A 13,129-nucleotide genomic window follows, 5' to 3' on the forward strand; every position below is an offset into this window, starting at 1 on the left:
CCACGGCGCGCTGCTGCCAGGTCCACGCCCAGGCGGCCACGCCCAGTGCGAGCAAGGCCACGGCCAGGCAGGCGGGCGCCCCCAGGCGGCGCAGCAGCAGTTGCGCGCGCAGGCGCACGCTTGCGAGGTCGATGGCCATCATGGCGCACCCCAGCGCGCTTCGAGCTGGAAGCGCAGGGGTTTGTTCGGATCGAGCGCGTTGATTTCATGGCGCAGCAGCTGCACGCGCGTGCCGAACAGCTCCTGCCGCTTCAATTGCGCGATATAGGCCACCATGGCGTCGCTGCTGGTCGTCTCGGCCGTGATCTTCAGCACGCGCTTGCGCGCATCCGGCTCCAGCGCCAGCAGCGCGATGGCGGGCGGCGTGGCGCTGGCCAGCGCATCCTGCAGGTCGCGCCACGGCAGGTTCAGTTGCAGGATGGCCGCATTCACGGCTGCCGCTTGCGCGGGCGCGATGGCGATTTGCGGCGCAAGCGCCGGCCCCTGCATGGCTTGCGCGACGCGCTGCTGCGCGCGCTGCCATTGCGCCTCGCTGGCCTGCTGGCGCTGCAGCGCGGCGCTGCCGCTGTACGCCGCCGCGATGGTCAGCGCCACGCCCAGCGCACCGATGCACCACGCCCAGACGGGTACGCGGTGCAGGCTGCGGCGCCAGTTGGGCGGCGCAAAATCGATATCGAGGCGCGTCATGCCACGCCTCCGCTATGCGCCAGCCGGGCCGCCGGCGACAAAACGCCGTCCCCGTCCGGCGTGGAAAAAGCCCGGCAATGGAACTCTTGCGCGGGCGCCAGCCAGCCCGCTGGCGGCGCTCCACACAGCTGCAGCAGCGCCGGTGCGGGCACGCCTTGCAGCAACGCCTCGCGCGCCAGGGTCTGCGCCAGCCAGTCCCTGCCAGCGCCAGGCGGTACGGGCAGCGCGCGCACGGCGCGCAGACGGCCCTCGTGCCGCACGCCCAGGGTCAGGACGTGCTCCTGCAACTGGCCAAACCAGGCGCCCGGCTTCAGCGCGCCGTGCCAGCGGTTCCAGTGGCGCGCGAATTGCGGCGTAATGAAAATCAGGGCCAGCTTGCGTGCGTCGGCCACGCGCGTCAGCTGCGCCAGCAGCGCGCGGGGCACGGCGCAGAAAAACGGCGCGCGCGCATCCCAGGCGCCGCTGCTGCGCCACAGGCCCGGTACATCGCCATACAGCGACTGGAAGCGCAGCGCGGCGGCGGCCTCGATGTCGGCCAGGCGCGCGGCGCCTTGCGGCATGTCCACCTGCCACAGGCGCGCCAGTCCATCGTCGAGCACCACGGATAAAGGCCAGCCCGCGTATTGCCCCGCTGGCAGAATCTGTTCCAGCGCCTGGCCCAGGGCGGCAAAGTCGCCATGCGGCGCGTCGTCCGGCGCATACGCGGCTTCACCCAGCGGCGTCCAGGCAGGCGCGCGCCAGCGACTGCTGCGCCACAGGCTCACCTTGCCCGCCGCCACGCCCAGGCGCAGGGCTTGTCCAAAACCTCTACGCATGCAGGGTGACCCTCTTGATTTCCGTGATGGTGGTGGCGCCCCGCTTGACCAGTTCCAGCGCCGCCAGGCGCAGGCTGCGCGTGCCGTTCGCATACGCTGCCGCCTTGATCTGGCGGATCGGTTTTTTATCGACGATCAGTTCGCGGATTTCATCGGTCAGCACGAGGATTTCGGCGATCGAACGGCGCCCCTTGTAGCCCGTACCGCGGCAGTCGCCGCAGCCCTTGCCCTGCTTGAATTGATATTGCGCCACGTCGGCGCGCGCCAGGCCCACGCTGGCCAGTTCACTATCGTCCGGCGTGTACTCGACCGCGCAATGGGGGCAGTTGGTGCGGATCAGGCGCTGCGCCCAGATGCCGTTCAGGGCCGAAACAAACGCATACGGGTCGATGCCCATGTGCGTAAAACGGCCGAACACGTCGAAGACATTATTCGCATGCACGGTGGTCAGCACCAAATGGCCCGTGAGCGCCGATTGCACGGCGATTTCCGCCGTCTCGCGGTCGCGGATCTCGCCCACCATGATCTTGTCTGGGTCGTGCCGCAAGATCGAGCGCAAGCCCTTGGCGAAGGTCAGCCCCTTCTTTTCGTTGACGGGGATTTGCAAAATGCCGGGCAGCTGGTATTCGACCGGGTCTTCGATGGTGATGATCTTTTCGCGCCCGTTATGGATTTCCGTCAGCGCCGCATACAGGGTCGTCGTCTTGCCCGAACCCGTGGGACCGGTGACGAGCAGCATGCCGTAGGCTTCCTGCGCCAGCGCGCGCAAGGCTTCCAGCGATGGCGCATCAAAACCCAGCGCTTCCAGGGTCAGGGCGCCGTAGGCCTCGATCATGGCGCGCTTGTCGAGGATGCGGATGACGGCATCTTCGCCGTGGATGCTGGGCATGATGGAGACGCGCAAATCGATTTCGCGTCCGCCCGATTCGACGCGGAAGCTGCCGTCCTGCGGCACGCGGCGCTCGGCGATATCGAGTTCGGCCAATACTTTCAGGCGCGAGATGATGTGTTCGGCCACTTCGATGCCGTTGACGGACGTGGCGTGATCGAGCACGCCGTCGACCCGGTACTTGACGGCCAGGCCACCTGCCGTGCTTTCCAGGTGGATGTCCGAGGCGCCTGCTTTGAGCGCGTCATACAGGGTCGAGTTGACCAGCTTGACGGCGGGGCTGGCCGCTTCCGACACGCTGGCAAACGACAGCACGGCGGCCGTCTTGCCGTCGCGCCGCGCGTCCGTGGCGGCGCCGGGCAGCAGGCTGTCGACGGCGCGCGCCGATTCCTCCTGTTTCGACAAATAGGCGCCGATGTCGGCCTGCAGCGCCAGGCGGATGCTCAAGGCGCCCTGCCCGGCGCGCGCATTCAGCCAGGTTTGCAGGTCGAGGTCGAAGGGGTCGGCGATCACGCCCACCAGCTGGCCATCGGCGGCGCGCAGCAGCACGCTGTGGCGCGCCAGCGCCTGCGACAGGGGCAGCACGTCGAAGGCGGGAGACAGCGCCAGCATGTCGGCCGTTTCCAGCACGTCCAGACCGAACGGACGCGCCAGTGCGCGCACCACGGCGCGCGCCTCGATGCCGCTCAGCTGCTGCAATTCCTCGACCAGGCTGCGCTTCGATTGCCGGCTCAGGATGCGCGCGCGCTGCAGCAGCGCAGAATCGATGGCCACGCTGGCGACGGTGGTTTCGGTTTGCATCATGAAATATCGCCGGCAAGGTCAAAGATGGGCATGTACAGCAGGATCACGATGGCGCCCACGACGAGGCCGATGGCGGCCATCAGCAGCGGCTCGAACGTGCGCGTAAAACGGTCGATCCAACGGCTGATTTCGCCATCGTAAAAGGCGGCAGACTGTGTCAGCATGGGGCCCATGTCGCCCGTGCGCTCGCCCACGCGCAGCATGCGCAGGGAAATCGGCGTCGTCAGTCGATGCTGCTCAAAGGCCGACGACAGGGGCTGGCCCGCCTCGATGGCGCCGCGCGCCTGCTGCAACGACGCCTGCATGCCCGGCGAGACCATCGCCTGCACGGTGGCGATCGCCTGCACGATGGTGATGCCGCCTTCGGCCAGCATGCCCAGGGTCAGGTACAGGCGCGACAGTTCATAGATGCGCACGCGCTCGCCGATGCCGGGCAGCTTCGCCAGCAGGCGCGCCACGCCGCCATGGCGCAGCACGCGCCGCACGGCAGTGAACACGACGCTGCCGGCCAGCGCCAGCCCGAGCAACAGCAGCACACCGTGTTCGGTGACGAACTGGCCCCAGCTGAGCATCACTTGCGACATCCACGGCAGGTTGCGCCCGGCGCCCTGGTACACCTCGGCAAAACGGGGCACCACATAGCTGATCAGGAAGGCGCTGACGCCGCCGCCCACGGCCAGCAGGATGGCGGGATAAATGGCGGCGCTGACGATTTTACTGCGCACCGTATCGATGCGCTGCTGGTAGTCGATGTAGCGCGACAAGGCGCGCGGCAAGTCGCTCGTGCCTTCGGCCGCCTTGACGATGCCGATGTACAAGGGGGGAAACAGTTCCGCTTGTTCTGCCAGCACGGCGGAAAAGCGCTTGCCTTCGCGCAAACCTTCCAGCAGGCGCGTGAGCACGCTGCGCGTGGCCGGCGACGCTTCCTTTTCCAGCAAGGCTTCCAGCCCTTCGACGATGCCCAGACCCGCGTTCAGCAGCGCCAGCAATTCCTGGCTGAACAGCAGCAAAGGCAAGGCCCGCGCGCGCTGACGGCCGGCCGCGCTGAACGGCGTGGCCCGCAGCGGGCGGATGGCGCTGACGAACAGGCCGCGCGCCTCGGCCTGACGGCGTGCGTCGGCTTCGTCGCGGCCGTCGATCACGCACGTCTGCAAGGTAGTTACGGCCTGGTCCGTGGAAAGCGCGCGTACTTCGAACTGCATGATGGCTTGTCCGTAGGAAAAAGAATGCGCTGGCGCTATTGCGAGCTGATGTCGGCGTTCTCGCCGCTGCCGCCCGGCTGGCCATCCTTGCCCATCGAGACGATGTCATATTCGCCCTTGCTGCCGGGCGCGCGGTATTGATAGGCATGGCCCCACGGGTCGAGCGGCACGGCCTTTTTCAGGTAGGGGCCATTCCAGCGCGTGCCGGCGGCGGGCGGCGCGACCAGCAGCGCGGCCAGGCCTTCTTCCGTGGTCGGGTAGCGCCCCACGTCGAGGCGGTAGGTATCGAGCGATTTTTCAAACGCCTCGATCTGCGCCTTGGCCACCGTCACTTCGGATTTGCCCAATTGGGCGAAATATTTGGGGCCGACATAGGCCGCCAGCAAGCCAATGATCACGATGACGACCAGCAATTCGAGCAAGGTAAAGCCGCGCGCATGGCGCGTTGCCGCAAGGTTCTGCCTGTGTGCTGCATGCATCCGGTAACTCCTTCTTGCCTACCTTCAATACATTGCCGCCATGTGCGCCGCTAGTGGCCGCGCACAGGCCGCGCGCGCCTGCCTGATGCCTAAGTAACCCCCAATAAATTATTGTAATTTCTGACTTCCATAACCGGCGCTAGGCGGCGTTGCTCACTGCTAGCAGTGCTCGCACTGCGTCGCAGCGAGCGCCTTGCATAGCATCCGGTTCTGTTCGTCATAAATTCACACTAATTTCCCGAGGCTTACTTAGCAGGCTACCATGCCGCTTATGGTTAATACAATCTTTTGTTTGTACTGAAAACAACAAAATTCCAAGGGAAACCATCGCGTTTGCACTAACGCAAGTCGCGCGCCACCCATCATCCGGCAGGGGTACAATCGGCGCATGAGCGGCCATGCCGCCACCTGCCGAAGGAGCTTGCATGTCTGCAATCCGCTTGAGCCTTGCCATCCTGGCCGCTGCCAGCGTGCTGCCTGCCGGCGCGTCGGCGGCGCCGTAGCGACAGCCATATATTGTTGAACTGAGCCTGCAACTGCCCCCGCCGTCTGATGCAGGACAAAGGGAAGCCCAGCGGGAGGCGCAGCGGGAAAGTGGCCGGCGTGCCGTGCTGGCGCTGGTGCCCGATGCCACGGTGCAATATCATTACACGGCCGCGCTGAACGGCTTTGCCGCCATGCTGACGCCGGCCGAAGTCAAGCGCCTGCGCGCCAGCCCCCTCGTCGCGCGGGTGGCGCCGGGCACCGAGGATCAGTTCAATGGCGGCGGCACGCACAACACTGCAGCACCCCGGCCGCAGCACTAAACGGCCTCAGGCGGCCAGCAGGCGCAGCGCGATGCCGCGCGACACGGCTTGCGTGCGATTGCTTACGCCCAATAATTTGTAGATGCGCTGCAAATGGCTTTTCACGGTCCCGCCGCTGATGCCGAGAATTTGCCCCACCTCTTCATTGCTCTTGCCGATGCTGACCCAGTGCAGCACTTCCAGCTCGCGCGCACTGGCCGCGCGCGCCACGCCGGCGAGTGTTGCCTGCGCGCCGTCCGGCAGCGCCAGCCAATGCAGGTGCAGGCAGGGCAGCAGCAGTTCCAGCACATAGGCCTGGCGCGCCGGGTCGGTCCGGGGCGCGCCGAACAGGGCAAAAAAACTGCCGCCGCCCGCTGCCGCGCTGCCATGCAGCAACACGTCATCGAGGATGGCCACGCGCCGCCCGCCTGCGCGCCACGCTTGCGCCAGATGCGCCACCTGCCCCTGGCGCGGGTCGCTCAGCGCCCGCACCTCGGCCTCGGCGAGCACCGCGCTATGCCAGGCCGCGCTGCGCACCACGCCGCCATCGGCGCCCAGCTGCGCGCAGACGAGGACGGCATGCGGCAGCAGCGCCTGCAGCGGTCCCTGGCTCCACAGGAAAAAATCGCCGGGCACGGCGATGCCATGCGCGCCGAGTATGGCGTGCAGCAAGTATTCCTGTTCCCGCCCCGTCAGCAGCATCAGGCGCACACGGCGGTGTCAAGGGCATCCAGCGCCAGATAGCGGTAACCGCTGCCGCGCACGGTTTCGATGCGGTGGCCGCAGCCGCCCGGCTGCAAGGCGTGGCGCAAGCGTCCCACGTGGGCGTCGACCGTACGCTCGTCGAGATAGGCCGCATGGCCCCACACCTGATCCAGCAATTGCGCGCGGCTATGCACCCTGCCAGGATGGTCCATGAGGAAATGCAGCAGCTTGAATTCCACGCGGCCCAGGTTGACTGGCACCTTGCCGGCCGTCACGCGCCGGGTGTGCGGATCGAGGCACAAGGTAGCGGCAGTGGCGGTGCGCAAGACCGCTGGCGCGCGGCGGCGCAGCAGCGCGTGCACGCGGGCCAGCATTTCACGGGGGCCGGCAGGTTTGCACAGGTAATCGTCGGCGCCGCTGTCCAGCGCCAGCACCTTGTCTTGCTCGCTGTCGCGCGCGCTGACCATGATGATGGGCAAGTCGCACAGCACGCCATCCTGGCGTAGCTGGCGCAGCAGCGCGATGCCGGACGCATCCGGCAGATCCCATTCCAGCAACAGCACGTCGGGCGGGTCAGCCGCCAGCAGCGCCAGCGCGCCGCGCGCATCCACGGCGCAGCTGACCCGGTAACCGGCCCCCGCCAGGTTATGCGCCAGCAGCGCTTGCATGGCGGGCGCAGGGTCCAGCACCAGGATATGGCCAGGCATCGATGCATCTCCCAAAAAAGTTGGCGGCAGTCCATGAAAAACTAGACTGCCCGACAAGTTTTTGACTATGCATCAAGCGTAAAACAGTGGCCAATACAATTTAGTTTCCTGATTTATAGCTATTGCGAATAAATAGACTAGGCGCGTGTGACAGCTTGGCGGCGGCGCAGGGCAAAACCGATCAGCGCCAGGCCGCCCGTCAGCATCATCCATTCCGACGCTTCCGGCACGGCCGAGATCGTCGCGATGCTGGCATAAGTGCTGCCCGTAATGCTGGCGGGCAAACCGCCGTTCAGCGGCGTCAGTTCAAATTGCACGAGGTTGCCATTCGCATTGCCCAGGTAAGTGGTGCCGGTGTAGTCGAGCAAGCCTACGCCAAACGTCGTTCCCGCGTTGCCGGCCGTGCTCAGGAAGTCGCCGCCAAAGACGACGTTGAAACCGAACTTGCCACCCAGGGTCACGTTGTGAAACCAGTCGTTGTAGGCGCCGCTATTGCCGAAAGTCAAGGTACCGGGCACGCTGCCGCTGACGTTGCCTTCCAGAGATTCCAGCGCGCCGAACGCGCCCGAGAAATTGCTCAGCACGGCGCTGGCGCCCGGCGCCGGGCTGTTGCCGGCGATAAAAGCGAAATCGAGGAAACCGGCACCCGAGAACTGGCTCGTGTCGATTTCCACGCGGTAGCCGAGCGGGTCCGCCAGCGCCAGGTTGGAGCTGGCGGCCAGCACGGCGGCCAATACGGCGCGGCGCAGGGTAAGGTTGAGTTTCGTTGTCAACATGATGGTGTCCTTAGAAGTTGCCGGCGTAGATGCTGGCGGAATAATTGATCGTCACTTTCGACGGATTGGTGAAACTGACGGCAAACGAGGCCGTCGCGCCAGGCGCCAGGCTGGCGGTGTTGACGGTAACGTACGCGGCGCCCGCATGGCTGCCCGTGGCATTGGCCAGGCTCACGCCGGCCGGCAAGCCGCCGAACACCACCTGGAACGGACCGTTCAAGGCGCTCGTGCCCGTGTTCGTGAAGGCAAACGTGCCCGTGTACTTTTGCGTCGCGCGGTTGTACGCCAGGCCCGAGCTGGCTGTCGCCACGGCGGCCGTGATGTCACGGTAGGCAGGCTGGAGGTCCAGGCTGACGACGACGGGGTCGTGGTCCGAAGCGCGGTAGGGCAAGGCGTTGTACAAGTCTTGCGGCTTGGCCGAATCGATGTTGTAGTCGATCACTTCCGGCTCGTCCGCATTCACATGCCATTCGGCCACGCCGGCCACTTGCGGGCTCAGCGACGCGCTGGCCAGAGCATGGTCGAGGTAGCCGCTCTGGCCGCCGAATACATACGAGTACGGCATGCCGGACGGCCGCACGAAACGCTCGAGTTCGTTGACGAAGCCGGCGCCCGTGATGGCCTGGATCGGGTCTTCCGCGCCATAGGAATTCAAGTCGCCGATGACCAGCACGTCCGCGTCGCCGGCGGCGGCCGCCACCTGCGGCACGAAGCTGCCCACCAGACGCTGGGCTTGCTGCACGCGGGTGGCGTTCCAGCAACTCTGGCTATCGTTCTGATCCGCGTCCAGCCCGCTCGACGGGCAGCTACCCTTCGATTTCAGGTGGTTGACGATCAGCGAGAATTTTTCGCCATTGCTTGCAAGGAAAGTTTGCGCCATCGGCGGGCGGTTGTTGATGGCGTTGGCGTCCGACAAGGCGCCACCCACCAGGCCCAGCTTGGCAGGCTTGTAGATCATCGCCACGCGGATGGCGTCCGTGCCCGTGGCGGCCGGTTTCGGCACCACGGCATACGTGACGCCGCCGATGGCCGCGTTGAGCTGCTCGACCAGGTAAGTGACGGCGATTTCGCCATTGTTCTGGATTTCCATCAAACCCACCACGTCCGCATCGATGGCTTTCAGTTCGGCGACGATCTTGTCACGCTGGCGCTCGAACTCGGCCAGGTTGTCGGCGCCACGGCAATTGCTCTTGGTGGTCGACGCGCCCACGGTACAGCCCTGCCCCGTTTGCCCAAAGATATTGTTGCCATTCGTAAAGGTCGTAAAGAAATTGAGCACGTTGGCGCTGGCCACCTTGACGTTGCCGGATGGCAGTTCCGGGCTGCCCGTGCGCGGGTTGTCGCGCGAGAATTGCGGCGTCTGCGTCGGCTGCAATTTGTAGGCGGCGCCGCCACCGCCGATGGCACCGAAATCCACCACGCCCGTCAAGTCGGCCAGCGTATCGCCGCTGCGCACGGTATTGTCCTGGCCGATGTACGGTATCGTCGCCGGCGCCACGAAAATACCATCATCGAGCACGATCAGGTTGTGCGCATTGGTGGCGATCAAGGCTTGCGCCTCGGCGGAGCCAGCCGGATGGCGATTGGTCGGCACTTCGCGCCGGCCCGCCGACAGGGTCAGCTCGCCGCGCGCACCCAGGTAGGCGTTTTGCGACACGGTCAACGGTTGCGTGAAGCGCACCAGCATGCCTTCCACGGCGGCCAGGTTTTCGTTCGGTAAGGTTACATTCGTCGGCACGATGCCGTGGCCAGCGCCTTGCGTGAGGATGGCCGTCACGTCCTTGAATTCCGTATAGGAATTTTTCGCGCCCGAGGGCGTGTATTCGACCACCGTGCCCGTCACGCGCACCAGTTCGCCCGGCTGCACGGTGGTGGCCGTCGCGCCCGTGTATACAAAGATACCGTCCGACGTCGATGGGTCGCCATCGCCGGCCGCGTCCTGCATGAAGAAGCCCGTGCCCACTTTCAGGGTCACCACGCCTTCCGTCGTTTGCACGGAATTGGCATACGGGCTGGCCGCGCCCGATCCCTGGATTTGCGGAATCGTGTGGCTGACGGCGGCCAGGCCTTGCACGGCGACATCGATCTTGCAGCTGGCGCTTTGCTGCTGGTCATTGCTGAAGCTGACGATGACGGGATAATTGCCCACCGGCACGCCAGCGGCCACCAGCAGGCTGACCATGGCGCTCTCGCCCGCCACGCCGGCCGCGCTGAAATTGGCCAGGCTGATGCCGGCCACGGCGGGCGAACTCAAGGTGGCGGCATTCACGACGCCATCCACGTCGGACGCGCGCAGCACGGCATTGCCGCCATTGCCCACGGCCAAGGCCAAGCTGGCCGGGCAGCTGGTAATGATCTGGTGCACGACCGGGCCGCCGCAGACATTCAGCGGCGAGGCCGTATTGCGCGGCGTCACGCTGCCGGTGGCAAAATCAACGCTGTTATCGTCCGTGTCGCCGCAGCCGCCATTCGCGCGCAGGATAGACAAGGTATTCGATGGTGCTTGTGCCACGGCGCCTTCAAAACCGTTGGCCGTGCCGAAGCCGACCAGGTCGATGACGGCCGCGCCCGTAGGGCTGGCGCCCGTTTGCGCCGTCTTGCCATTGCTCAGCAATACCTTGCCTGCCGTGCCGGACATGGCCAGGCTGCCCGTGGCGTCCGGCGTGGGCAAGTCTTGCGTGCCGCCCGTGCCCTTGGCTTGCTGAACCAGCAAATACTGGCCAGCTTGCAAATCGATAGCCGGCAAGGCCGTCACGGACCAGCTCGTGCCAGCGGCGGACGCGTATTGCACGCTCCAGTTGCTCAAGTTGACGGGACTGGCGCCACGGTTGAACAGCTCGATGAAATCGTTGCGGTACACGGCCCCCGTGTTGCCGCCACCGCCATACACCTGGCTGATGACGACGTCGGAGGCGGCCAGGGCAGGCAGCGACAGGCTGGCCAGCACGGCGGCCATGACCGTCAGGCGCAGCGGTTTGCCCAGGGACAGGGGTGAAACGGACACGGCGGCAAGGTGGGAAGTCATGGTTTTCCTGGTCAGTAAAATGACAACGAACTTATGATTTACATACGAATGTACATACTAAACAGGCTGCATGACGAGTTGATGACATTTCATTAAGCTGAACGGAGTAATGCGCAGCCAGGAGCACGGCTGGCGGCCGCATGCCATCAGTATCCTTTCAACAACGCCATGCCTTGCAAAGCAATCCCGGCCGTTACGCAGCCGCACAATATGATATAATTCAAACAAATAAGTTTAGTTCATGACAATAAATTAAACGGCAACACCAGACCCAGTAGTGCAGGCCCCATCCATGCCTGACCTTGAAACGCACTCCCACCTTGCTCGCAACGGTAGCCTGGACGGGAGCGGCAACATTCGCAGTGGATACACGCGCCGAGCGGCGCACCCTTCCATGCTTTTTGAGAGATCGATCATGCCAACACCAATTTTCACGCCAGCCTCTTCCCGTCCCTTGCTGCTGGCCGCAGCATTGATGCTGTTCGGCGCCGGCGTCCAGGCGCAAACGGCCGCGCCTGCGCAAAAGAATGAAAAGAATTGCCAGGCCAGCACGCAGTCGGCGAATGGCAATACGAAAGATGCCAACCTCGATGGCACCTACAGCGCTTGCAGCCTGTCCAACGGCTTCATCGGCGCAGGCACGCGCACCAACGACGGCACGAACAAGACGCCGGAATTTGACGGCATCGCGTCCGACCAGGAATTCCGCAAGGCTCCCGCGGCCGAAAGCAATCAGCGCCTGGCCACGCGCCAGTTGCCTGCCGGTGCCGCTGCCGGAGAACCGAGCAAGGCGCTCGCCAGCAGCGACCGCGACTTCAGCTTTGCCACGCGCGACTTCGTCGCTTCCGAAGAAAACCGCCCCTTCGATGACGCAGCCGGCTACCGTGGCCCGGGCCGTTCGTACCAGGGCCGCAGCGGCGACACCCAGGCACCATTGATCGTTTCGTCGTCGCTGGGTGAAAACTTGCCCACAGGCAGCAACGGTGTCGGCGGCGGCGGTTCGGGTGGCGGCTTCACGGGCGGCAGCATCCTCCCCGTAACGCCGGAAATTCCAGCCGTGCCGGAACCGGAAACCTATGCCATGCTGCTGGCCGGACTGGGCCTCGTCGCCCTGGCGCGCCGCCGCAAGAGCAAATAACGCACCGTGAACGCCGCAGCATGAGAAAAGGCCCGCAAGGGCCTTTTTTATTACCTGAAAGAATCAGGCATCAACGCCGGAAGCCCGCATACGGGGCGGCCAGCGGGTCGCCGATGAACAGGCCCTGGGCCGGCCACAGCACGCTGCCCCAGTACGCTTCCAGCGCCGTGCTGCCGGACAGGTAGCGGCGCAGCAGCACGGTCGGATTGGGAAACTTCTGCCAATAGCTGCACGGTTCGCTGACGGTGCCATAGCTGGCCGTCGCGCCCGCTTCCAGCCAACGCTGGCTGCTCATCTGGCTATTGCCCTGTAAGTCACCGCCAAACGAGGTCAAATGGTCGGCCAGGGCGCCGGGCAGAAAACGCAGGGTTTCCAGCTTGGCCACCTTGGCCTGCCCCGTCTGGTACACCATGATGTCTTGCGCCCCTTCCAGGCTGTCCGCCTTGAGGTTCTTGACGGTCAGCTTGCGCTGGCGCACGACGCCGGCGGGCGGAAAGAAACCGGCCCGGCTGTTGCGCGCCGCGTCGCTGGTGGTCAGATAGTACGCGCTGGCGGCCGGCACGGAAAAGCCGCTGACGGCGCCGCGGTCCACCACGGCCTTGGCCTCTTCCACAAAATCGATGGGCAGCAGCATCGACAGCCGCAAGCCCAGCTGCGTGTAAGGCTGCGCCACCTCGCTGTTGAAATACGCGCTGGGCTTGCCGGGGTCGCACGTTTTCGCGCATTGATCCCCGTCATAACCCAGGGTAAAAGCCGAGGTGATGGCATTGCATTCGACGGCATACGGCGCGCTCCACACCATCAGCACGGCCTGGATCTCGGGTTTCAGCTGCGCATTGATGCGCTCCTTCAACTGCGCGAACTGGTCGATGCTGAGCTTGCGGGGGCGGTTGGGAATATTGACGTGCGCCACATTGGCGGCCGGAATGCCGTGCGCCTTGCGGTAGTACTCGCCCACTTCGATACTGTTCGGTTCGGCGTCGTTGATGACGATGGCCAGCTGCGACGCCTGCAATCCGGGCGGGGCCGCAGGTGGGACAGGTGCGACAGGCTCGGCATGGGCGGCGGCGGCCAGCGCCAGCGAAAGACAAAGGAAGTTGCGCAAGGGTCGGTGCAC

At 65.2% G+C, this 13,129-nt stretch carries 12 protein-coding genes; 2 read left to right on the forward strand and 10 right to left on the reverse strand.

The features are described 5' to 3' along the window. Window positions 1-138 precede the first annotated feature (138 nt). The 5 genes from HWE17_RS09710 to gspG are packed head-to-tail and all read right to left on the reverse strand — an operon-like array spanning window position 139 to window position 4,876. Entirely contained in the window at window positions 139-687 is a 549-nt protein-coding gene (locus tag HWE17_RS09710) for a hypothetical protein (RefSeq protein WP_176388633.1), read from the reverse strand. Next, complete coding sequence (locus HWE17_RS09715) at window positions 684-1,502, reverse strand: hypothetical protein (RefSeq protein ID WP_176388634.1); 819 nt, start codon at window positions 1,500-1,502, stop codon at window positions 684-686. Before HWE17_RS09715 ends, HWE17_RS09710 begins: the two co-directional genes overlap by 4 nt. Beyond that, window positions 1,495-3,192 (reverse strand): GspE/PulE family protein, encoded by a 1,698-nt coding sequence (locus HWE17_RS09720; protein ID WP_176388713.1) that lies wholly within the window; start codon window positions 3,190-3,192, stop codon window positions 1,495-1,497. The genes HWE17_RS09715 and HWE17_RS09720 overlap by 8 nt, the downstream gene beginning before the upstream one ends. Continuing rightward, a complete protein-coding gene (locus HWE17_RS09725) occupies window positions 3,192-4,397 on the reverse strand; it encodes a type II secretion system F family protein (protein ID WP_176388635.1) in 1,206 nt (401 codons plus the stop codon). The genes HWE17_RS09720 and HWE17_RS09725 overlap by 1 nt, the downstream gene beginning before the upstream one ends. A gap of 35 nt (window positions 4,398-4,432) precedes the next feature. Then, a complete protein-coding gene (gene gspG, locus HWE17_RS09730) occupies window positions 4,433-4,876 on the reverse strand; it encodes a type II secretion system major pseudopilin GspG (protein ID WP_034751618.1) in 444 nt (147 codons plus the stop codon). A 524-nt stretch (window positions 4,877-5,400) separates the two neighbouring features. Between gspG and HWE17_RS09735 the strand changes: the two genes are divergently transcribed. After that, window positions 5,401-5,682, forward strand: coding sequence for a protease inhibitor I9 family protein (locus HWE17_RS09735; RefSeq protein ID WP_217916738.1), 282 nt, complete (start codon window positions 5,401-5,403; stop codon window positions 5,680-5,682). A 6-nt stretch (window positions 5,683-5,688) separates the two neighbouring features. Here the strand turns inward: HWE17_RS09735 and HWE17_RS09740 are convergent, their stop codons facing one another. The 4 genes from HWE17_RS09740 to HWE17_RS09755 all read right to left on the reverse strand — a co-directional run bounded on the left by HWE17_RS09740 (window position 5,689) and on the right by HWE17_RS09755 (window position 10,874). Further along, on the reverse strand, window positions 5,689-6,363 hold the full coding sequence (locus tag HWE17_RS09740) for a LuxR C-terminal-related transcriptional regulator (protein ID WP_176388715.1): 675 nt from the start codon (window positions 6,361-6,363) through the stop codon (window positions 5,689-5,691). After that, the gene (locus HWE17_RS09745) at window positions 6,363-7,073 is read right to left on the reverse strand and encodes a winged helix-turn-helix domain-containing protein (protein WP_176388636.1); all 711 of its coding nucleotides are present in this window, start codon (window positions 7,071-7,073) and stop codon (window positions 6,363-6,365) included. The genes HWE17_RS09740 and HWE17_RS09745 overlap by 1 nt, the downstream gene beginning before the upstream one ends. Window positions 7,074-7,210: 137 nt before the next feature. After that, entirely contained in the window at window positions 7,211-7,849 is a 639-nt protein-coding gene (locus HWE17_RS09750; protein WP_176388637.1) for an NF038129 family PEP-CTERM protein, read from the reverse strand. 10 nt (window positions 7,850-7,859) lie between these two features. Continuing rightward, complete coding sequence (locus tag HWE17_RS09755) at window positions 7,860-10,874, reverse strand: ExeM/NucH family extracellular endonuclease (protein ID WP_176388638.1); 3,015 nt, start codon at window positions 10,872-10,874, stop codon at window positions 7,860-7,862. Window positions 10,875-11,289: 415 nt separating this feature from the next. Between HWE17_RS09755 and HWE17_RS28640 the strand changes: the two genes are divergently transcribed. Then, window positions 11,290-12,012 carry a PEP-CTERM sorting domain-containing protein gene (locus HWE17_RS28640; protein WP_255206181.1) on the forward strand — a complete coding sequence of 241 codons (723 nt, stop codon included), beginning with the start codon at window positions 11,290-11,292 and terminating at the stop codon, window positions 12,010-12,012. 70 nt (window positions 12,013-12,082) lie between these two features. Here the strand turns inward: HWE17_RS28640 and HWE17_RS09765 are convergent, their stop codons facing one another. Then, on the reverse strand, window positions 12,083-13,117 hold the full coding sequence (locus HWE17_RS09765; RefSeq protein ID WP_176388639.1) for a TIGR03790 family protein: 1,035 nt from the start codon (window positions 13,115-13,117) through the stop codon (window positions 12,083-12,085). Between the last annotated feature and the right edge of the window lie 12 nt (window positions 13,118-13,129).

This window comes from Janthinobacterium sp. BJB401 (genome assembly GCF_013372745.1).
In the GTDB taxonomy this organism is placed as follows: Bacteria; Pseudomonadota; Gammaproteobacteria; order Burkholderiales; family Burkholderiaceae_D; genus Janthinobacterium; species Janthinobacterium rivuli.